Here is a 19147-nt window from a genome sequence, read left to right as displayed (position 1 = left end):
GCCCCTGAGGTCGCTGCGCTGCCCTCAGGCGGTCTCGGTGGCGAGCTTGACGAGGATCTGGTCGTGGATCCGGTTGAGGCCCTTGGGTGCGAAGGTGCGCTCGAAGAAGCCGCCGATGCCGGTGGCGCCGGTCCAGGTGGCCCGGACGGTGACCTTGCTGCCGGTGCCCTCGGGGGCGACCGTCCAGGTGATCACCATCGAGGAGTTGGCGTCGGTCTCCACCAGGGTGCGCCCGCCCGGCTCGGTGACGGTGAACAGGCAGTCCCGGACGCGCTTCTCGGTGGCCTGGAGCTTCCAGTGCACCTGCGTCCCGGCCCCGCGCCCGCCCGCCCGCACCTCGTACTCGCTGTACTGCTCCGGCAGCAGCTTCGGCCGGATCACCGCGTAGTCGGCGAGCGCCTCGAACACCCGCTCCGGAGCCGCCCCGGGGAGGACCCGCTCGGTGGTGGCCTGCACCTGTCCCATCTCTGTACTCTCCTCTTCCGTTCCCTCGCACAGCAGCGGTACCGCCGCCGGCCCAAGCCAATCACAGCGGGCACCGGGTTAGGCTGGCCGGTGTGCTGACCGAGGTGACCGCTCTCCGCTACCTGGACCCGCTGCGCGCCGGGGGCTCCGTGCCCGGCATCGTCGAGACCGACGACCTGGGCACCTACGTGGTCAAGTTCGCGGGTGCGGCCCAGGGACACAAGGCACTGGTGGCCGAGGTGATCGTGGGTGAACTGGCCCGCCGACTCGGCCTGCGGGTGCCCGAACTGGTGCTGGTGGACTTCGACCCGGCCGTCGCCGCGCACGAGCCGGACCAGGAGATCCAGGACATCCTGCGGGCCAGCGCCGGGCGCAACCTCGGCATGGACTACCTGCCCGGCGCCCGGGACTTCACGGACGGCCTGCTGGAGGTCGACCCGGTGGAGGCGGGCCGGATCGTCTGGCTGGACGCGCTCACCGCCAACGTGGACCGCAGCTACCGCAACCCCAACCTGATGGTGTGGCACGGGAAGCTCTGGCTGATCGACAACGGCGCGGGCCTGGTCTTCCACCACCGCTGGTCCGGCGCGGCGGCCTCGCTGCTCAAGCGCTACGACCTCAGCGAGCACGCGCTCGGCCGGTACGCCCCGGACGTCAAGGCGGCCGACGCCGCGCTGGCCCCGCTGGTCACCCCGGAGCTGCTGCGCGAGGTGGTCGCCCTGGTGCCCGAGGAGTGGCTGGCGGACGAGCCGGGCTTCGACTCCACCGAGCTGCTGCGCGAGGCCTACGTCTCCCAACTGGCGGCCCGGGCCGCCGAGTCGGCGGCCTGGCTGCCGGAGGACTTCCCCACCCCCGAGCAACTGGCGCACACCGCCGCTTCCAGGGCCGCGGCCACCCGGGCGGGCCGCCCGGCCTGGCTGCAGGACGTCCCGGACCTGAGCGGCAAGCCGCAGACCCGCTGACGGATCGTCATACTCCTCAACACCCGTTCTGCGTAGGCTTTTTCAAACACTTCATCAATCCTCGAATACGTGTGCACACCGGCCGTGCCGCCGCCATACTCGTGGCCATGCCACCGACCTCGAACGGGGTTTCCGGGCCGGCCGCTCCCCCACCGCCGCCCGCCGGCCCCGCCTCCGGCGCACCCGCACCTCCCGCCACCCCCGCACGCCGGTCCAAGCTCCGCGAATCGGCCGGCGCCGTCCTCGCCGCACTCGTCCTCGCCAGCGCCGCCCTCGGCGTCTGGCGGGCCGTCGCGCTGGGTGCCGACGGCCTGGCCGCCGGCACCTTCATCCTGGCCGCCGCCACCCTGCTCTCCAGCAGCGTGATCGCCTTCAACCGCTGGACGCTGCGCCCCGGCTACGCGGTCGCCGCGCTGCTCATGGCCACCACCCTGACCGTCTCGATCGGGATCGCGGGGCAGCACTACTTCGCCAACCAACCGGTCGACGTGACCAGTCAGATCGACTGGCCGGCCGACCGGAACGAGCCCACCGTCACGGCCACCGCCCGGCTGGCCGTACCGAAGAACCTCAACAGCCTGGACATCAGCGTCGCACTGGTCGACCGGTATCCCGGACTCGGCGACTGCGGTGCCTCCACCTTCGACGTGCTGCGGCTCGGCGACGTGGTGCCGGCGAAGGACCGGAACAGACCCGGTGAACCCACCAAGGCGAGGAGCGGCGACACCGTCACCGTCCGGATCCCGCCCAAGGTGAAACAGGTGGACCTGCTCCTGACGGTGCATCCGGACCGCAACTGCGAGCTGACGGCGTACATCCAGCTGGCCAAGTTCCACAACTCCGGGAAGTGACGGCCGACTTGTTGCGGAGAATTCTGAGCACCGGAAACGGGCTGGTCCTGGTCCTGCTGCTCTGCGCCTGCGGGCCCGGGACGGGGCGGGTGGACCCCAGTCCCTCCCCCCCTGCATCGAACACGGCCTCGCCCAGCCCCAGCCGGTCGACGCCGACCCCCCAACTCATCGTCGGGTTCAAGAACAACCAGCCCAACCTGAGCCAGCTGCCGGCCGATGCGAGCGAGCCGGTGGGCTTCGAACCGTCCATGGCCAAGGCGGTGCTGAGCGACCTGCTGGGCCGCCAGGTGACGTTCTCCCCGATCAACGTGAACAGCTGGGAAGCCCAGTTGGACAAGGGGAAGATCCAGGTCGCCGTCTCGACGATCTCCTACACCCTGGAGCGGAACGCGACGCACATCTTCGCCGGCCCCTACCTGCAGACCAGCCTCGGGATCATGGTCGGCAAGGACAGCCCGCTGACCAGGGCGGACCTCGACGGACTGAAGAACCTGAACGTCTGCTACGTGGAGAAGACCACGGCCGCCGACGCGGTGAAGAAGCTCCTCGGCCCGGAGGGCCGGGGGGACAAGCCCTTCAACGCGATCCCCCGGCAGAACTCCGACGACTGCCTGACCGCCATCCGCGACCACTCGGACCAGGTCTTCCTGTCGGACGCGGTCATCCTCCTGGGCCGCAGCATCGCCACTCCGGGAAGGGACCTGTACCGGTACATCGACTACGACCCGGGGTCCTCGCCCCAGCTCTACGGCATCGCCCTGCGCCCCGAGGACAGCGCCCTGTGCCTGCAGATCGACCACGCACTCGACCAGTACCTGGGCGACGAGCGGTGGTTCCGCTCGTTCAGCACCTGGTTCGGGTCGGCCGCCGGCGACCGGGCACTGACCGAACACGCGTACAAGCCCAAGCAGACCATCACGGAGTGGTGCAGTCCGAAGAGCAGTCAGCAGCAGCGCCCCGGCAGCTGAGAGCGGCAGAACCCGGGGCCGCTCCGCCGTCGCGGTGCGGCCCCGGGTCACCGAGGCCCGGGTGCGTCAGCCTCCGTTGATGAACCGCTGGGCCTCGGACCAGACCGCACGGGCGACCTGGTGTCCTACTGCGGTGCCTGCCTCGTGGTCGAACTCCCAGTGCACGCCCGCGTAGAGGCGGGAGGTGCCCACCTCGGTGGCGGCGGCGCTGAGGGTCGGCCAGGACAGCCGCACGTCGGTGGCGGGGTGCCCCGGTTCGAACTTCGAGCTTCCGGCCTTGATCACCGCGGAGCCGCCGAAGCGGTCGCTCCCGGTGGCGAGCCTGAGCAGTTCGGCACCGGTGGCGGTGAAGCCGGTGTGCCCGGAGACGTAGGCCGCGAAGGCCGGGGTCGGCAGGTAGGGGCGCCACTGCGAGCCGTCGAAGGTCTGCGTGCCCTGGCCCGGGCCGCCCCAGCCGCGCACCTGCTGCCCGGACTTCTCGTACCGGATCAGGGTGATCGGGCGGGCGTAGTCGAAGGTCCGCTTGGAGTCCCAGATCACCACGCCGGCGTCCGCCTCGGCGAGGCCGAGCGCGAAGTGCGTCTTGACGTCCTCGTCCAGCGAGTGCCGGTCGCGGTGCGAGAGGTAGCGGGCCCAGTCGAGGGTGATGCCGCCCGAGGTCTCCGCCGGGAACATCCAGTACTCGGCGATGGCCTTCTGACGGTCGGTCAGGGCGGCGTTGCGCTCCAGCTGCTTCGCGACGGCCGCGTCCGACTCCGGGGTGCCGGGGGCGGGCGGCGGGGCGGGCAGGAAGGAGGCCGGGTCCTTCAGCACGAACGGCCGGACGTCCGGGAACTGCGGGGTGATGAACTGCTGGACGACGCCGTTCTGCACCAGCGGTGCCCAGCGCTCCGGGTGGACCAGGGCCGCCCGGTCGAAGTGGTTCTCGTCCTGCGGCGGGTTGGCCGGGACGTAGGTGCCGGGCGCGGCCGAGTACGGCGGGGTGCCGAGCTGGTTGGAGCCGTCGGCGTGCCGGTCGCGCAGCACCGCGCCGCAGGAGGCGCCGGCCACCGCGGCCGGGGTGCCGGCCCTGCGGGCCTCCTCCACGGTGGCGTCGGGCCGGGCGGCGGCCGGGTCGTACCCGAGCTCGCGCAGCTTCTTGTCGAAGGTGGCGCGCTGGGCGGGGAAGAGGTCGTTGAGCGCTTGGTGGGCCGCGTAGTTGACGGCGGCCCGCTCGTTGGCGGAGGTCCGCTGCCACCAGGGGCGGCGCAGCCGGTCGCCCAGCTGGGTGGCCCGGGCGCGGCCGTCGTAGGCGGCCCAGGCGTCGAAGACGCAGGCGTTCAGGACGCCCATGGCCCGGGGGCCGACGGGGGGCGGGGTGTTCTTGCCGGAGGTCGCGGTGGCGGTCCTCAGGGCGTCGAGCAGTTGGGTGTTCCACTGGAGGACGGCGTTGTCCCCCGGCCGGGGGGCGGCCAGGTCGCTCCTGGCCTCCGCGGGGGCCCCGGTCACCACGGTGAGGAGGGCCGCGCCGAGCGCTGCCGCCGTCACCACGGCCGGTAACCGGCGGCCCGGGGCGGTGGTTCGGAAGGTGCTGGTGGGGTTCACGTTCCTTCTCCAAGTTGCCTTGCATGGTCTCCCCCGTGACCGGTCGTCGGTCACGGGGGCGGCCGTCACGAGCCGGGGCTCACTCCGGCCAGTCGGACTGCAGGATCACCTCGACGAAGTTCGGCCGGACGAAGTCCGCGTCGAAGTGGGCCAGCACGTCGGCCTTGATGTTGCCGAAGGTGGTGGCGGGGCGGGGGGCGATGCCTTCGTTGAAGGCGGCCAGGATCTGCTGCTTGAAGCCCGGCCGGGGGTGCGCGGCGGTGACGGCCGCGCGGACCTCGTCGGAGACGTCGTGGTAGCCGATGCCGAGCACGTCGAGCTCGACGCCGGCGGTGACCAGGGCCACCTCGGGGGCCATGTAGGTGGGGATCTCGGGGGTGGTGTGCAGCGCGATGCCCTCCCAGACCAGGCGGGCGGACTCCTCCGGCACGCCGTGCCCGAGCAGGAACTTGCGGGCCTCGTCGGCCCCGTCGATCTCGAAGCGGCGGCCCGAGCCGCGGAACTGCTCGGAGAGCCCGAGGTCGTGGAAGAGCGCGCCGACGTAGAGGAGTTCGCGGTCGACGGTGAGGCCGCGGCGCTCGCCCTGGAGGGCGCCCCAGAGGAAGACCCGGCGGGAGTGGTGGAACACCAGGTCGGTGGTGGCCTCGCGGATCAGCTCGGTCGCCTCGTTGGCGATCTTGCTGTCCGGGATCTCGATGCCGGCGATCTGAACGGCCATCAGGTGGCTCCTCACAAGTGGTCGGGGGCGGGTGGAGCACGGCGGGGTGGTGCACAGCAGGGTGGTGCGCGGCGGTACGGGGCTGAGCGGTACGGGGCTCAGCGGGCGGTGGTGCCTACCACCAGTAGCTCGGGTACCTGGCGGTCCTGCCGCTGCGCCCGGCGACGATGCCGACCACCACCAGCACCACGGTGGCGAGCGCGAGCAGGGCGAGGAACTTCACCGTGTGGGGCTGGGTCAGCACCACGATCACGGCGGTCGCGGCGGCGGGCGAGTGCGGCGTGCGGGCCAGCATCATCGCGCCGAGCGCCAGACCGCCGGCCACCCCGGCGGCCCACATCGAGTGGCCCGCCACGGCCAGCACCACGAAGCCGACCAGCGCGGAGATCAGCTGGCCGCCGATCACGCTGCGCGGCTGGGAGAGCGGCAGTGCGGGCGCGCCGAAGACCAGCGCGGCACTGGCCGCCAGCGGCGGGATCAGCACGATCTGGTGCAGGGCCACGCCGATCGCGACCAGGGCGACCAGGGCCGCCACCGAGCCGAGGGTGCCGACGCCGATGGCGGAGAGGGCGGGCCGGGCCGGGGCCTTGGAGGCGAACGGGCTCGCCTTGGGGGCGGGCTGGGCGGCGGACGGTGCCGCCGGCGGGGCGGAGAGGTTGGTCATGAGGACTCCCTCGGATTCGTCGCGAGACGCTGCTAATGCCTTTTCGGCATGGTACACATTAGCTGGAGGGTGGCCTTCGCGCCTCCTCCGGGACCGGGACCGGACGCGGCGGGCGGAGAGGCATGATGGGCTCATGAGCAGCACGACTCGGCAGCGCGGCACCCGGACGGCGACGGACCTACTGCCCCTCACCGGCGAACCGCTCGCACTCGACCTTGTCAACACGACCTACGTGCACGGCGGCACCCGGGGCACCCTGATGGACGCCCTGACCGAGCCCACCGAGCTGGACGACTGGCTGCGCTCCTGCCTGCCCCGGCTCGGCGCGCGGCTGCGGCCCGGCCTGGCCGCCCTGCTGGACGACCTGCCGGCCGGCCCCGGTCACCTGGAGCGCTCCCTGGAGCTGCGCGCCGCACTGCGCGAGCTCTCGGGCACCCTGGTGGCCGGCGCCGCCGCGCCGCACCCGGCCCTGGCCGTGGTGAACCGGACCGCCCGACTGGCCGCCGGATGGCTGGAGTTCGCACCCGACGGCGGCACCGCGACGGCCCGCTGGACCGAGCCCGACCTGCGGCTGGTGGCCCTGGGCGAGATCGCCTCCTCCGGCGTCGAGCTGCTCACCGGCCCGGCCGCGGAGCAGGTCCGGGCCTGCCCGGCACCGGGCTGCATCCTGTACTTCGTCCGGAGCCACGCGCGGCGGGAGTGGTGCACCACCACCTGCGGGAACCGGGTACGGGTCGCCCGGCACAGCAAGCGGCTGCGCGAACCCGCCGGGCCTACGGTCTGACGGCTCTGCGGCCCATGGCGCTCTCCTCGGCTCCGTGTGCGTTCGTTCCTTCACCAACGACACTAGGGAGCGCCCCGTCGTCGCGGCCAGGACAACACCCGGTCTCCGTCAGCTGTGGCCACGGACGGGCGATTACCGGGAGGTAGGTCTTCCGACGGAGCGTCAGTTCCACTAGAGCCTGTCTGACAATTCGCGTCGGATCAGGGCGGGTCGTTCGGTGCGTGCGATCGGCGTGCGGCAGGAACGCCCTCGTAGCGGAGCTACTTGGGCGTTTCGGCCGTGCGGCGAGCGTGCGTGCCGGGCGGACCGCCCCCGACGGGAATTGTCAGACAGGCTCTAGGAGGGCCGGGCCTCAGTAGCGCCCGACGGTGGCCGCGATGACCTCCTCCGGGGCCCGGTCGGCGAACAGCCCGGCCTCGGCCTGACGGACCGCCAGCACCGCGGCGTGCAGCTGGGCGCCGAGCGCCTCGCGGAGCACCACCGAGGCCTCGAAGGCGTCCGCCGTCTCGTCCAGACTCGCGGGCAGCCGCTCCACCGTGCCGAGTTCGGCCGGATCGCCGCTCACCTCGCCGGGCAGCGGCTTGCCCGCGTCGAGCCCGTCCAGCCCGGCCGCGATCACCCCGCCGACCAGCAGGTAGGGGTTGGCGGTGGCGTCGAAGCACTTGACCTCGGCGTTGGCCTGCCCGGCGGTGGAGCCGGTGATCAGCCGCAGCGCCGCCTCCCGGTTCTCCAGCCCCCAGCAGCGGTACGGGCCGGACCAGCGGGAGGGGCGCAGGCGCAGGTAGCTGGCGGCGCTCGGGGCACCCAGCGCCAGCAGGGCCGGGAGGTGGTCGAGCACCCCGGCCAGGAAGTGCTCGGCGGCGGGGTGCAGGCCGTACGGGCCGGAGCCGCCGGTGCCCAGGTTGCGGCCGTCCCGCCAGAGGCTGAGGTGGAGGTGGCCGCCGTTGCCCACGCCCTCCGGGGTGAGCGCGGGGGCGAACCCGGCCCGCAGGCCGTGCCGGACCGAGACGGCCCGGATGGTGTGGCGCACCAGGACGGTGGTGTCGGCGGTGCCGAGCGGCCCGTCCGGGGCCACCGAGACCTCGAACTGGCCCGGCGCGTACTCGGGGTGGAGCTGGAGCACCGTCAGCTGCTGTTCGCCCAGCGCCCGGAGCACGTCCCGCAGGTAGTCGGAGAAGTCCGCGAAGCGGTGCAGCCCGTACGCGGGGGCGGTGGTGGCCGGGGCGCCGGCGGCGTCGGTGACCACCCACTCGACCTCGATGCCGGTGCTCAGGGTCAGCCCGCGCCGGGCGGCGTCCTCCACCATCCGGGCCGCGAAGCGGCGCTGGCAGCCCGGGTGCGGGGTGCCGTCCTGGGCGTAGCGGTCGGCCGGGGCCCAGGCCCAGCCGGGCTGGGCGGCCAGCGGCACCAGCCGGTCCAGGTCGGGGATCAGCCGCAGGTCGCCGTCGGGGCCCCGGGTGAAGGGGCTGGAGGTGACCGAGTCGTCCATCAGGAAGACGTCGAAGCAGGGCGCCGCCCCCACCCCCCACTCGGCGGCGTGCTCCAACTGCCCGACCGGGAAGGTCTTCACCCGGCCGATCCCGGAGTTGTCCACCCAGCTGACGGCGACTCCGTCCACGCCCTGGGCGGTCAGCCGGGAGGCGACGAGGCGGGCCCGGGCGGCGCGCTCGGCGCGCGACGGTGCGCTGTTCATGCCGCTCATGCTGCCCGCGCGCGGGGCGGGCACCGGGCCCGCGTCACTCGCCCGGCGGTGCGGTGCCACTCCATCGGGTAGGGGCTGTCTCCTTGGTGGGGTCGGATAGCGGGCGTCGTTGGGGTGCGTGCATCGGCGCCGCCGAGGAGGGAGCCCATGCGGAGCATCGGCGACCGACGAGAAGGCGTCGAGGTGCGTGCCCCGGCGGCGGCCGCCCGGCCCCACCAAGGAGACAGCCCCTGGGCCACCCGGTCACAGCTGCCGGTGTCCTGTCAAGAAGTGCGGCGACAGACATGACGCAGGTCACACCGCGGCTCGAAATATCCGGGGACATCCTCCCCGTTTGACGCTATGTTCTGAACATCCGGGGAATCCGTCCCCGGTAACGGGGGTCGGAGAGGAGTTGGACCGATGACAGCCACCGCCACCGAGGCGAGCGCACCACGACTGCGGGCCGACGCCTCCCGCAACCGGGAGCGGATCGTCAACGCGGCCCGCGAGGCCCTCGTCGAGCTGGGGCCGGACGTCCCGCTGGACGAGATCGCCCGCCGGGCCGGGGTGGGGAACGCGACCGTCTACCGGAACTTCGCCGACCGGCGCGAGCTGGTCCACCACGTCGCCTGCTCGGTGATGCGCCGCGTCTCCGAGCACGCCCGGGCCGCCATGGCCGAGGAGGCCGACGCCTTCCAGGCCGTGGTGCGCTTCACCATGGCCGCCGCCGAGGAGCAGATCAGCGCGCTCTGCCCGCTGGTCAGTGAGCACGCCGATCCGGACCATCCCGAACTGGCCCAGGCCGGTGCGGAGTTGATGGCCCTGGTGACCGAGGTGATCACCAGGGCCCAGCAGGCCGGGGTCTTCCGCACCGATGTCGGTGTCGGCGACTACCTTGTCGCGGTGACCCAACTGACCAGGCCGCTGCCGGGCACCGGCTGCCTCACGGCGGAGGGCTGGTCCCGCCGCCACCTGCTGCTCCTGCTGGACGGCATGCGGGCCCCGGCCCGCTCCGAACTGCCCGGCCGTCCCGCGGCCATGGAGGACCTCAAGCGCCACAAGCACTGACGTTCCGTCGGAAACCCGCGCCCGGCAGAGCCCGAGCGCGTCCCGTGACTTCTTCCCGAGCACACCGCTCGTCTTTCGCACGCTCTCGCACCTAAGTGGGTATCCCCTTGTCCGGAACCAACACGGCGCCCGACCCGCGCCGTTGGCAAGCCCTGGTCTTCATCGGCCTGGCCCAGCTGATGGTGGTGCTCGACGCCACCGTCGTGAACATCGCCCTGCCCTCCGCGCAGACCGCCCTGCACATCTCCGACGGCAACCGCCAGTGGGTCATCACGGCCTACGCGCTGGCCTTCGGCTCGCTGCTGCTCTTCGGCGGCCGGATCGCCGACCTCTGGGGCCGGCGCCGCACCTTCATCGTCGGCCTGGTCGGCTTCGCGCTGGCCTCGGCGCTCGGCGGCGCCGCGGTCAACACCGCGATGCTGCTCGGCGCCCGCGCCCTCCAGGGCGTCTTCGGCGCCCTGCTCGCGCCGGCCGCGCTCTCCCTGCTCGCGGTGATGTTCACCTCCGGCCAGGAGCGCGCCAAGGCCTTCGGCATCTACGGCGCCATCGCCGGCGGTGGCGGTGCCATCGGCCTGATCCTCGGCGGCCTGCTCACCGAGTACATGAACTGGCGCTGGACCTTCTACGTCAACATCCCGTTCGCCCTGGTCGCCATAGCCGGCGCCGTGCTGGTGATCAGCGAGCCCACCGAGGGCCGCAACCGCAACAAGCTCGACGTGCCCGGCGTGCTGCTGGTCACCACCGGCCTGGTCGCCCTGGTCTACGGCTTCACCAAGGCCGAGTCGGACGGCTGGGGCTCCGGCGTGACGATCGGTCTGTTCGTCGCCGCCGCCGTGCTGCTGGCCGCCTTCGTCCTGGTCGAGAGCAAGGTCAAGGCCCCGCTGCTGCCGCTGCGCGTGGTCACCGAGCGGAACCGGGCCGGCGTCTACGCCTCGCTCGGCGTCGCGATCATCGGGATGTTCGGCCTGTTCCTCTTCCTGACCTACTACCTGCAGGTCGTGCTGAAGTACACCCCGATCGTCACCGGCCTGGCCTTCCTGCCGATGGTGGCGGGCATGATCACCGGCTCCACCCAGATCGGCGCCCGCCTGATGACCAAGGTGGCGCCCCGGATGCTGATGGTCCCGGGCTTCCTGCTCGCCTCGCTCGGGCTGCTGATCCTGACCCAGATCGACGTCGACACCAAGTACGTCTCGCTGATCCTGCCCGGCCTGGTGCTGATGGGCCTCGGCATGGGCACCTCGTTCATGCCGGCCATGAGCCTGTCCACCCACGGCGTCGAGCCGCGGGACGCGGGCGTGGCCTCGGCCATGGTCAACACCTCGCAGCAGGTCGGCGGCGCCATCGGCACCGCGCTGCTCAACACCATCGCGGCCAGCGCCACCACGGCCTGGCTCAAGGACAACGCCGCCCAGGCCGCGGGCAACCCGCAGCTGTTCGGCCTGAACGGCATGGTGCACGGCTTCCAGACCGCCATCTGGTGGTCCTTCGGGATCATGGTGCTGGCCGCCGCGATCGCCGGTCTGCTGATCAACACCGGCAAGCCGGAGGCCCCGGCCGCCGGTGCCGCGCAGGAGGACGCCGTCCCGGTGATGGCGCACTGACCTGACGTGGCATCAGGGCCCCGTCTCCCTTTCCGGGAGGCGGGGCCCTCGTGCTTTCGCTACGCCATCACGGCCAGTCGCCGATCTCCGGCAGGACGGCCGAGCCGTCCGCGGTGGGCGCGGTGGCGGCCGGGCGGCCGGAGAGCCAGCCGGCCAGCTCGCGGCGGGTGCCGCGGACCGTCACGGTGGCCTGCGGGTCGCCGATCGCCGGGCCGCCGTCGCCCGGCACCGCCGCCACCCCGGCCGGCAGCCGGACGGCGAGGAACTGCAGCAGGTGGTCGGCCAGTTCGTCGGTGACCGCGTCGATCCGGTAGCCGAGGCCGAGGTCGACCGCGTGCAGCTCGACCTCGCGCCAGTAGGAGAGCTGGGTGGCCAGCAGGCTGCCCCGGTAGGGGCTGGGGAGCTGCCAGTCCTCCTCGCCGAGCTTCTCCCAGGCCGCGAAGAGCGTCTCGGAGCCCTGGGCGAAGGCGTCCCGCAGCCACTGGGCCGGCTTGTCGTGGTTGGCCTCGATCAGCCCGTTGCGGGAGGCCGGGCCCCGGTCGTAGACGGCGATCTGCTCGCCGCGCAGCGCGTACTCCGCCTGGCGGGCGAAGGCCGGGCCCATGCCGGCCAGGTGGGCCAGGATGTGGCCCCTGGTCCACTCGGGCAGCTCGGTGGCCTCCCGCGCCTGCTCGTCGGTCAGCTCCGCGATCAGTGCGCCCAGTCGGTCGGAGGCCGCCTTGATCTGGGCGATCCGCTCCGCCGTGCCGAAGTCGTTCATGTCCTGTCCCCGACTCTCGTGTCCTACGCCTGTCCCTGCCTACCGGCCGAGCATCGCCCTCCGCGCGCGGGGAAGCCGCGTCCCGGCGGAAATTCACCGATGCCTTGTCACCTCGGAACTCTTCCTACCTGGAAGTAACTTCGCTACAGTGACCCGCACGCACCACCGCCGGGCTTCGGGAGCCGCACCGGCGGGGCCGCGTCCGCCGTGCCATCGCACCCTGGCGGACCCGGCACACCTCACCAGTGCGCCTGAGAACCACGGCAGTCCAACGCCAGAGCCGGAGCGGACCGGCCTGCCCGCGTGACGCCGCAACCGTCATCTCCCGCCTCCGCGCCGCCACACCCTCCTCCCCCGCCCCACACGGGCCGCCGCTCGACGACGAGCCGCGCGCCGGGCCGGGGAGGGCGGCGCGGTCCCCATGACAAGGAGTCAGGACAATGGAGCGTCCCTTCCCCACCGTCGCCGTGGTCGGCCTCGGCACCATGGGTGCCGGCATCGCCGTCGCGGTGGCCCGCAGCGGCCGCCGGGTGATCGGCATCGAGGCCGGCCCCGCCGAGGCCGCCACCGCGCTGGCCCGGATCGAGGAGGCCACCGCCGCCGCCGTCCGCCGGGAGCGGCTGACCGAGGACGAGCGCACCGCCCTGCTCGCGCTGGTCTCGGTCGGCGACCAGCTGGACGCCGCGGCCACCGCCGACCTGGTGATCGAGGAGGTCCCGGAGCAGCTGGAGCTGAAGCGGGAGCTGTTCGCCGAGCTGGACCGGATCTGCCCGCCGGAGACGGTGCTGGCCACCGGCACCACCGCGCTCTCGGTCACCCGGATCGCCGCCGCCACCAGCCGCCCCGAGCGGGTGCTGGGCCTGCACTTCTTCAACCCCGTGCACACCATGAAGCTGGTCGAGGTGGTGCGCACCGTGCTGACCACCCCTCAGGTGGCCGAGCAGGCCGCCGAGTTCGCCCGCGACCTGGGCAAGGAGCCGGTGGCCGCCGGGGACCGGGCCGGCTTCGTGGTGAACGGGCTGCTGTTCGCCTACCTCAACCAGGCCGCCGCGATGTACGAGTCCAAGTACGCCACCCGGGAGGACATCGACGCCGCCATGCGGCTCGGCTGCGGCCTGCCGATGGGCCCGCTGGCACTGCTCGACCTGATCGGCGTGGACACCGCGCGCACCGTCCTGGAGGCGATGTACGAGCAGTCCCGGGACCGGCTGCACGCCCCCGCCCCGATCCTCGGCCAGCTGGTCGCGGCCGGGCTGCTGGGCCGCAAGAGCGGGCGCGGCTTCTACACCTACCAGGCCCCCGGCTCCTCCAGGGTGGTGGCCGAGGCCGGCGCCGCCGCCGTCGAGCGCCCGGCCGGGCGCGAGGTGCGCACCGTCGGCGTCTGCGGCTCCGGCACCATGGCCACCGGCATCGCCGAGGTGTTCGCCAAGGCCGGCTACCAGGTGGTGCTCACCGCCCGCAGCCAGGCCAAGGCGGATGCCGCCAAGGCCCAGCTGGCCGGCTCGCTGGAGCGCTCGGTCAAGCGCGGCCGGCTGACCGAGGAGCAGCGCGACGCCGCGCTGGCCCTGGTCACCCCGGCAGGCTCGTACCAGGAGCTGGCGGAGGCCGACCTGGTGGTCGAGGCGGTGGCCGAGGACCTGGCGGTCAAGCGGGAGCTGTTCGCCACCCTGGACAAGATCTGCAAGCCGGGCGCGGTGCTCGCCACCACCACCTCCTCGCTGCCGGTGATCAGCTGCGCGACCGCCACCTCGCGGCCGCAGGACGTGATCGGCATGCACTTCTTCAACCCGGCCCCGGCGATGAAGCTGGTCGAGGTGGTCTCCACCGTGCTGACCGCGCCGGACGTCACCGCCACCGTGCTGGAGCTCTGCGCGCGCGTGAAGAAGCACCCGGTGGAGTGCGGTGACCGGGCCGGCTTCATCGTCAACGCGCTGCTCTTCCCGTACCTCAACGACGCCGTCCGGATGCTCCAGGAGCACTACGCCACGGTGGACGACATCGACACCGCGATGAAGCTCGGCTGCGGCTACCCGATGGGCCCGTTCGAACTGCTGGACGTGGTCGGCCTGGACGTCTCGCTGACCATCGAGAAGGTGCTGCACCAGGAGTTCCGCGAGCCCGGCCTGGCCGCCGCACCGCTGCTGGAGCACCTGGTGGCGGCCGGGTGCCTGGGCCGCAAGACGGGTCGCGGCTTCCGCGACCACGTGCGCCGGTGACGGGCCGTCAGCCGGCCGCCGGGGCACCGTCCCCGGACGGCCGGGCGGCCGCCCCGGCGAGAGCCGTCCGGCCCGCCTGGGGGCCCGGCGCGGCGGCCGGGCGGTGGCCCCGCCCGGCGGTCTCCGCGCCCGTGCCGCCGCTGCGGCGTCCGAAGCCCGCGGGAGGGCCTCCCGGTACGTGTAGCGTTCCGGGCATGGACCGGGAACAGTCATCCGAAACGTCAGCCCCGGAGCGGGCGGAGGGCGGCCGGACGGCCGCCGACACCGGGGCCGGCAGCCGCCGGGCGGCCGCCCAGCGCCTCCAGATGCGCCAGGACCTGGCGACCGCGGCGATGGACCTGTTCTCCTCCCAGGGGTACGAGGAGACCACCGTCGACCAGATCGCGGCCGCCGCCGGGGTGGCCCGGCGGACCTTCTTCCGGTACTTCCGGTCCAAGGAGGAGGCGATCTTCCCGGACCACGACGACACCCTGGTCCGGGTGGCCGACCTGCTGGCCAGCGCCGACTCCGAGGAGCACCCGCTGGACGTGGTCTGCCGGGGCATCAAGGAGGTGCTCCGGATGTACGCCTCCACCCCGGGCGTCTCGGTGGCCCGGTACCAGTTGATCCGTCAGGTCCCGGCGCTGCGCGAGCGGGAGATCGCGGTGGTCTCCCGGTACGAGCGGCTGTTCACCCGGTACCTGCTGGGCCGCTTCGACGCGGCCGAGGAGATCCCGCCGGGCTGGCAGCGCGGCGGGGACGACGACTCGATGCTGGCCGAGGTCTCGGCGGCGGCCGTGGTCGCGGCCCACAACCACGTGCTGCGGCGCTGGCTGCGGGCCGGCGGCTCGGGCGACGTGGAGGCCCAGCTGGACCACTCCTTCGACGTCATCCGCGGCACCTTCTGGGCCACCGCGCCGAACGGCATGAGGCGGCGCGGCACCGGTGTGGCACCCGGTGCCAATGTGACACCGTCGCCGGCCTTCGAGGTCATGACGGCCGATGCACTCGGTGCCGTCCCGGGCGGCTCAGGAGGTGAGGTGCTCATCACAGTCACCCGCACCGACGCCCCGCTGGAGCAGGTCGTGGACCGGATCAAGGCCGCCCTCAGCGCGCCCACCGGCTAACGTCTCCGCAGGTCAGAGCAGTTTCGAAGGCCCGTCCCGACTCCTCGGGGCGGGCCTTTCGCACGCCCCCGGCGGGCGCCGCGGAGCGTGTGCTGGTTCACTCGAATTCCTGGCACGCGGTGTCTTTACGAGTGGCACAGGGTGCCACTACCTTGTTGCTCACCAGCGCGGCGCCGCGGCTCCCCACCTCGGCGCGCCGTGTCAGGTGCGACACCACCAGCCGTCGCAGCCCGCAGACTTTCCAGCAGTTCCCACCCAGACCGACAAGCGAAGCCGGTGTCCGCTCCCGGCTCCCCCAGACGCCCTGTGCGCCCTCACACAGGTACGCCTTCGGAGGCAGCCATGAAGGAAATCCTCGACGCGATCCTCAACCCCGACAGCACCTCGGCGGACTTCGCCGGGCTCAAGCTGCCGGAGTCCTACCGGGCGGTCACGCTCCACAAGGACGAGGAGCAGATGTTCGCCGGCCAGGCGAGCCGCGACAAGGACCCCCGCAAGTCCCTGCACCTCGACGAGGTGCCGCTGCCCGAGCTCGGCCCGGGCGAGGCCCTGGTCGCCGTGATGGCCAGCTCGGTGAACTACAACACCGTCTGGTCCTCGATCTTCGAGCCGGTCTCCACCTTCGGCTTCCTGGAGCGCTACGGCCGCCTCTCGCCGCTGACGAAGCGTCACGACCTGCCGTACCACGTGCTCGGCTCCGACCTCGCGGGCGTGGTGCTGCGCACCGGCGCCGGCGTCAACGCCTGGAAGCCGGGCGACGAGGTCGTCGCGCACTGCCTCTCGGTCGAGCTGGAGTCCCCGGACGGCCACAACGACACGATGATGGACCCGGAGCAGCGCATCTGGGGCTTCGAGACCAACTTCGGCGGTCTGGCCCAGATCGCCCTGGTCAAGACCAACCAGCTGCTGCCCAAGCCCAAGCACCTCACCTGGGAGGAGGCCGCCTCCCCGGGCCTGGTCAACTCCACCGCCTACCGCCAGCTGGTCTCGCAGAACGGCGCGGGCATGAAGCAGGGCGACAACGTCCTGATCTGGGGCGCCAGCGGCGGCCTCGGCTCGTACGCCACCCAGTACGCGCTGGCCGGCGGCGCCACCCCGATCTGCGTGGTCTCCAGCGAGGCCAAGGCGGAGATCTGCCGGACCATGGGCGCCGAGGCGATCATCGACCGGTCCGCCGAGGGCTACAAGTTCTGGAAGGACGAGAACAACCAGGACCCGCGCGAGTGGAAGCGCCTGGGCTCCAAGATCCGCGAGTTCACCGGCGGCGAGGACGTGGACATCGTCTTCGAGCACCCGGGCCGCGAGACCTTCGGCGCCTCGGTCTACGTCACCCGCAAGGGCGGCACCATCGTCACCTGCGCCTCCACCTCCGGCTTCATGCACCAGTACGACAACCGCTACCTGTGGATGTCGCTCAAGCGCATCGTCGGCTCGCACTTCGCCAACTACCGCGAGGCCTTCGAGGCCAACCGCCTGGTCGCCAAGGGCAAGATCCACCCGACCCTCTCCAAGGTCTACACCCTGGAGGAGACCGGCCAGGCCGCCCTCGACGTGCACCACAACAAGCACCAGGGCAAGGTCGGCGTGCTCTGCCTGGCCCCGCAGGAGGGCCTGGGCGTCCGCAACCAGGAGCTCCGCGAGCAGCACCTCCCCGCCATCAACCGCTTCCGGAACATCTGATGGGCGCCGACCGGGACCGTCCCTGGCTGATGCGCACGTACGCGGGCCACTCCACCGCGAGTGACTCCAACGCGCTCTACCGGAAGAACCTGGCGAAGGGTCAGACCGGCCTCTCGGTCGCCTTCGACCTGCCGACCCAGACCGGCTACGACTCGGACCACGTGCTGGCCCGCGGCGAGGTCGGCCGGGTCGGGGTGCCGGTCGGCCACGTCGGCGACATGCGGACGCTGTTCGACGGCATCCCGCTGGAGCAGACCAACACCTCCATGACGATCAACGCCACCGCCATGTGGCTGCTGGCGCTCTACCAGGTGGTCGCCGAGGAGCAGGGCGCGGACATCGCCAAGCTCACCGGCACCACCCAGAACGACATCGTCAAGGAGTACCTGTCGCGCGGGACGCACGTCTTCCCGCCCGGCCCCTCGGTCCGGCTGATCACCGACATGATCGCCTACACGGTCGGCAACATCCCCAAGTGGAACCCGATCAACATCTGCAGCTACCACCTCCAGGAGGCCGGGGCCACCCCGGTCCAGGAGATCGCGTACGCGATGTGCACGGCGATCGAGGTGCTGGACGCCGTCCGCGACTCCGGCCAGGTGCCGGCCGAGCGGATGGGCGAGGTGGTCGCCCGGATCTCCTTCTTCGTCAACGCGGGCGTCCGCTTCGTCGAGGAGATGTGCAAGATGCGGGCCTTCTCCCGGCTCTGGGAGAAGGTCACCCGCGAGCGCTACGGCATCGAGGACGCCAAGCAGCGCCGGTTCCGCTACGGCGTGCAGGTCAACTCGCTCGGCCTGACCGAGGCCCAGCCGGAGAACAACGTCCAGCGGATCGTGCTGGAGATGCTGGCCGTCACGCTCTCCAAGGACGCCCGCGCCCGGGCCGTCCAACTCCCGGCCTGGAACGAGGCGTTGGGCCTTCCCCGGCCCTGGGACCAGCAGTGGTCGCTGCGCATCCAGCAGGTGCTGGCCTTCGAGTCCGACCTGCTGGAGTACGGCGACATCTTCAACGGCTCCGAGGTGATCGAGGCCAAGACCGCCGAGCTGCTGGCCGGCGCCGAGGCGGAGATCGCCAAGGTGCTGGGGATGGGCGGGGTGATCCCGGCCGTCGAGTCCGGCTACCTGAAGTCCAACCTGGTCTCCTCGCACGCCGCCCGGCGGGCCCGGATCGAGTCCGGCGAGGACAAGATCGTCGGGGTCAACTGCTACGAGACCACCGAGGAGAGCCCGCTCACGGCCGACCTGGACACCGCCATCATGGTGGTCGACCCGGCCTCCGAGCAGTCCGTCCTGACGGCCCTTCAGACCTGGCACCGGGAGCGGGACGAGGCGGCCGCCCAGGCCGCCCTGGCCGAGCTCAAGACCGTCGCCGGGACCACGGCCAACCTGATGCCCGCCACGCTGGCCTGCGCCCGTGCCGGGGTCACCACCGGCGAGTGGGCCTTCGCCCTGCGCGAGGTCTTCGGCGAGTACCGCGCCCCCACCGGGGTCGGCGGCGCGCCCGTCGCCGTGCCGGCCGAGCCCGGCGGCGAGCTGGCCGCCGTCCGCGAGGCGGTCACCGCCACCGCGGCCGAGCTGGGCACCGGCAAGCTCCGCCTGCTGGTCGGCAAGCCCGGCCTGGACGGGCACTCCAACGGCGCCGAGCAGATCGCCGTCCGGGCCCGCGACGCGGGCTTCGAGGTGGTCTACCAGGGCATCCGCCTGACGCCGGAGCAGATCGTCTCGGCGGCGGTCGCGGAGGACGTGCACTGCGTCGGCCTGTCGATCCTCTCCGGCGCCCACCCGGAGCTGGTGCCCGACGTCCTCTCCCGCCTGCGGCGGGCCGGGGTGGAGGATGTCCCCGTGATCGTCGGTGGCATCATCCCGGCAGCGGACGCGGAGGTCCTCAAGGCCGCCGGCGTCGCCGCCGTCTTCACCCCGAAGGACTTCGGCATCACCACCATCATCGGCCGGATCGTGGACGAGATCCGGCTGGCCAACAGGCTCCAGCCTTGGGCCGCGACCTCGACCGCCGCGACCAGCTGACCCGGAAGG

The 19147-nt window shown here is 72.5% G+C and carries 16 protein-coding genes; 10 read left to right on the top strand and 6 right to left on the bottom strand.

Features of this window, described 5'->3' with window-relative positions:
- Window positions 1–24: 24 nt before the first annotated feature.
- Complete coding sequence (locus ACWCYY_RS17710; RefSeq protein WP_345290778.1) at window positions 25–465, bottom strand: SRPBCC family protein; 441 nt, start codon at window positions 463–465, stop codon at window positions 25–27.
- Window positions 466–557: 92 nt separating this feature from the next.
- Here ACWCYY_RS17710 and ACWCYY_RS17705 point away from each other — a divergent pair, with 92 nt between their 5' ends.
- The 3 genes from ACWCYY_RS17705 (at window position 558) to ACWCYY_RS17695 (ending at window position 3246) form a co-directional block, all read left to right on the top strand.
- The gene (locus ACWCYY_RS17705) at window positions 558–1427 is read left to right on the top strand and encodes a HipA family kinase (protein ID WP_449796539.1); all 870 of its coding nucleotides are present in this window, start codon (window positions 558–560) and stop codon (window positions 1425–1427) included.
- 107 nt (window positions 1428–1534) lie between these two features.
- Window positions 1535–2278: a hypothetical protein gene (locus ACWCYY_RS17700; protein ID WP_345290780.1), complete on the top strand. Its 744-nt coding sequence runs from the start codon at window positions 1535–1537 to the stop codon at window positions 2276–2278.
- A gap of 11 nt (window positions 2279–2289) precedes the next feature.
- Entirely contained in the window at window positions 2290–3246 is a 957-nt protein-coding gene (locus ACWCYY_RS17695) for a transporter substrate-binding domain-containing protein (RefSeq protein WP_449796538.1), read from the top strand.
- Between the two features lie 66 nt (window positions 3247–3312).
- Here the strand turns inward: ACWCYY_RS17695 and ACWCYY_RS17690 are convergent, their stop codons facing one another.
- The 3 genes from ACWCYY_RS17690 to ACWCYY_RS17680 all read right to left on the bottom strand — a co-directional run bounded on the left by ACWCYY_RS17690 (window position 3313) and on the right by ACWCYY_RS17680 (window position 6212).
- Window positions 3313–4830, bottom strand: a complete 1518-nt coding sequence (locus ACWCYY_RS17690; RefSeq protein WP_449796537.1) for a vanadium-dependent haloperoxidase — start codon at window positions 4828–4830, stop codon at window positions 3313–3315.
- A 79-nt stretch (window positions 4831–4909) separates the two neighbouring features.
- Window positions 4910–5548 (bottom strand): HD domain-containing protein, encoded by a 639-nt coding sequence (locus ACWCYY_RS17685; protein ID WP_345290783.1) that lies wholly within the window; start codon window positions 5546–5548, stop codon window positions 4910–4912.
- 115 nt (window positions 5549–5663) lie between these two features.
- Window positions 5664–6212: an HPP family protein gene (locus ACWCYY_RS17680; protein ID WP_449796536.1), complete on the bottom strand. Its 549-nt coding sequence runs from the start codon at window positions 6210–6212 to the stop codon at window positions 5664–5666.
- Window positions 6213–6345: 133 nt separating this feature from the next.
- Here ACWCYY_RS17680 and ACWCYY_RS17675 point away from each other — a divergent pair, with 133 nt between their 5' ends.
- Complete coding sequence (locus ACWCYY_RS17675) at window positions 6346–6996, top strand: CGNR zinc finger domain-containing protein (protein ID WP_449796535.1); 651 nt, start codon at window positions 6346–6348, stop codon at window positions 6994–6996.
- 352 nt (window positions 6997–7348) lie between these two features.
- On the opposite strand, the gene ACWCYY_RS17670 is transcribed toward ACWCYY_RS17675, so the two are convergent.
- Window positions 7349–8689, bottom strand: a complete 1341-nt coding sequence (locus ACWCYY_RS17670; protein ID WP_449796534.1) for a glutamine synthetase — start codon at window positions 8687–8689, stop codon at window positions 7349–7351.
- A 411-nt stretch (window positions 8690–9100) separates the two neighbouring features.
- On the opposite strand from ACWCYY_RS17670, the gene ACWCYY_RS17665 reads away from it, so the two are divergent.
- Window positions 9101–9748, top strand: coding sequence for a TetR/AcrR family transcriptional regulator (locus tag ACWCYY_RS17665; protein ID WP_345290787.1), 648 nt, complete (start codon window positions 9101–9103; stop codon window positions 9746–9748).
- A gap of 101 nt (window positions 9749–9849) precedes the next feature.
- A complete protein-coding gene (locus ACWCYY_RS17660) occupies window positions 9850–11352 on the top strand; it encodes an MFS transporter (RefSeq protein ID WP_449796555.1) in 1503 nt (500 codons plus the stop codon).
- A gap of 67 nt (window positions 11353–11419) precedes the next feature.
- Here ACWCYY_RS17660 and ACWCYY_RS17655 read toward each other — a convergent pair whose 3' ends face one another.
- Window positions 11420–12112 (bottom strand): maleylpyruvate isomerase family mycothiol-dependent enzyme, encoded by a 693-nt coding sequence (locus ACWCYY_RS17655; protein ID WP_345290789.1) that lies wholly within the window; start codon window positions 12110–12112, stop codon window positions 11420–11422.
- A gap of 440 nt (window positions 12113–12552) precedes the next feature.
- On the opposite strand from ACWCYY_RS17655, the gene ACWCYY_RS17650 reads away from it, so the two are divergent.
- From ACWCYY_RS17650 to ACWCYY_RS17635, 4 genes are all read left to right on the top strand, one after another.
- On the top strand, window positions 12553–14328 hold the full coding sequence (locus ACWCYY_RS17650) for a 3-hydroxyacyl-CoA dehydrogenase family protein (RefSeq protein WP_345290790.1): 1776 nt from the start codon (window positions 12553–12555) through the stop codon (window positions 14326–14328).
- A 194-nt stretch (window positions 14329–14522) separates the two neighbouring features.
- Window positions 14523–15434 carry a TetR family transcriptional regulator gene (locus ACWCYY_RS17645; RefSeq protein WP_345290791.1) on the top strand — a complete coding sequence of 304 codons (912 nt, stop codon included), beginning with the start codon at window positions 14523–14525 and terminating at the stop codon, window positions 15432–15434.
- A 342-nt stretch (window positions 15435–15776) separates the two neighbouring features.
- Complete coding sequence (gene ccrA / locus ACWCYY_RS17640) at window positions 15777–17114, top strand: crotonyl-CoA carboxylase/reductase (RefSeq protein ID WP_345290792.1); 1338 nt, start codon at window positions 15777–15779, stop codon at window positions 17112–17114.
- Window positions 17114–19138 (top strand): protein meaA, encoded by a 2025-nt coding sequence (locus ACWCYY_RS17635; RefSeq protein WP_345290793.1) that lies wholly within the window; start codon window positions 17114–17116, stop codon window positions 19136–19138. Before ccrA ends, ACWCYY_RS17635 begins: the two co-directional genes overlap by 1 nt.
- Window positions 19139–19147: the final 9 nt, after the last annotated feature.

Source organism: Kitasatospora sp. NPDC001664 (genome assembly GCF_053596675.1).
The sequence above is the reverse complement of the archived record's forward strand: the minus strand, read 5'-3'. Positions and strand labels throughout refer to the sequence as shown.

What these genes read in the sequence shown, in the direction of transcription:
- ACWCYY_RS17710 (WP_345290778.1), bottom strand. Translation starts at nt 465, where the DNA reads ATGGGACAGGTGCAGGCCACCACCGAGCGGGTCCTCCCCGGGGCGGCT.
- ACWCYY_RS17700 (WP_345290780.1), top strand. Translation starts at nt 1,535, where the DNA reads ATGCCACCGACCTCGAACGGGGTTTCCGGGCCGGCCGCTCCCCCACCG.
- ACWCYY_RS17685 (WP_345290783.1), bottom strand. Translation starts at nt 5,548, where the DNA reads ATGGCCGTTCAGATCGCCGGCATCGAGATCCCGGACAGCAAGATCGCC.
- ACWCYY_RS17680 (WP_449796536.1), bottom strand. Translation starts at nt 6,212, where the DNA reads ATGACCAACCTCTCCGCCCCGCCGGCGGCACCGTCCGCCGCCCAGCCC.
- ACWCYY_RS17675 (WP_449796535.1), top strand. Translation starts at nt 6,346, where the DNA reads ATGAGCAGCACGACTCGGCAGCGCGGCACCCGGACGGCGACGGACCTA.
- ACWCYY_RS17670 (WP_449796534.1), bottom strand. Translation starts at nt 8,689, where the DNA reads ATGAACAGCGCACCGTCGCGCGCCGAGCGCGCCGCCCGGGCCCGCCTC.
- ACWCYY_RS17665 (WP_345290787.1), top strand. Translation starts at nt 9,101, where the DNA reads ATGACAGCCACCGCCACCGAGGCGAGCGCACCACGACTGCGGGCCGAC.
- ACWCYY_RS17655 (WP_345290789.1), bottom strand. Translation starts at nt 12,112, where the DNA reads ATGAACGACTTCGGCACGGCGGAGCGGATCGCCCAGATCAAGGCGGCC.
- ACWCYY_RS17650 (WP_345290790.1), top strand. Translation starts at nt 12,553, where the DNA reads ATGGAGCGTCCCTTCCCCACCGTCGCCGTGGTCGGCCTCGGCACCATG.
- ACWCYY_RS17645 (WP_345290791.1), top strand. Translation starts at nt 14,523, where the DNA reads ATGGACCGGGAACAGTCATCCGAAACGTCAGCCCCGGAGCGGGCGGAG.
- ccrA (WP_345290792.1), top strand. Translation starts at nt 15,777, where the DNA reads ATGAAGGAAATCCTCGACGCGATCCTCAACCCCGACAGCACCTCGGCG.
- ACWCYY_RS17635 (WP_345290793.1), top strand. Translation starts at nt 17,114, where the DNA reads ATGGGCGCCGACCGGGACCGTCCCTGGCTGATGCGCACGTACGCGGGC.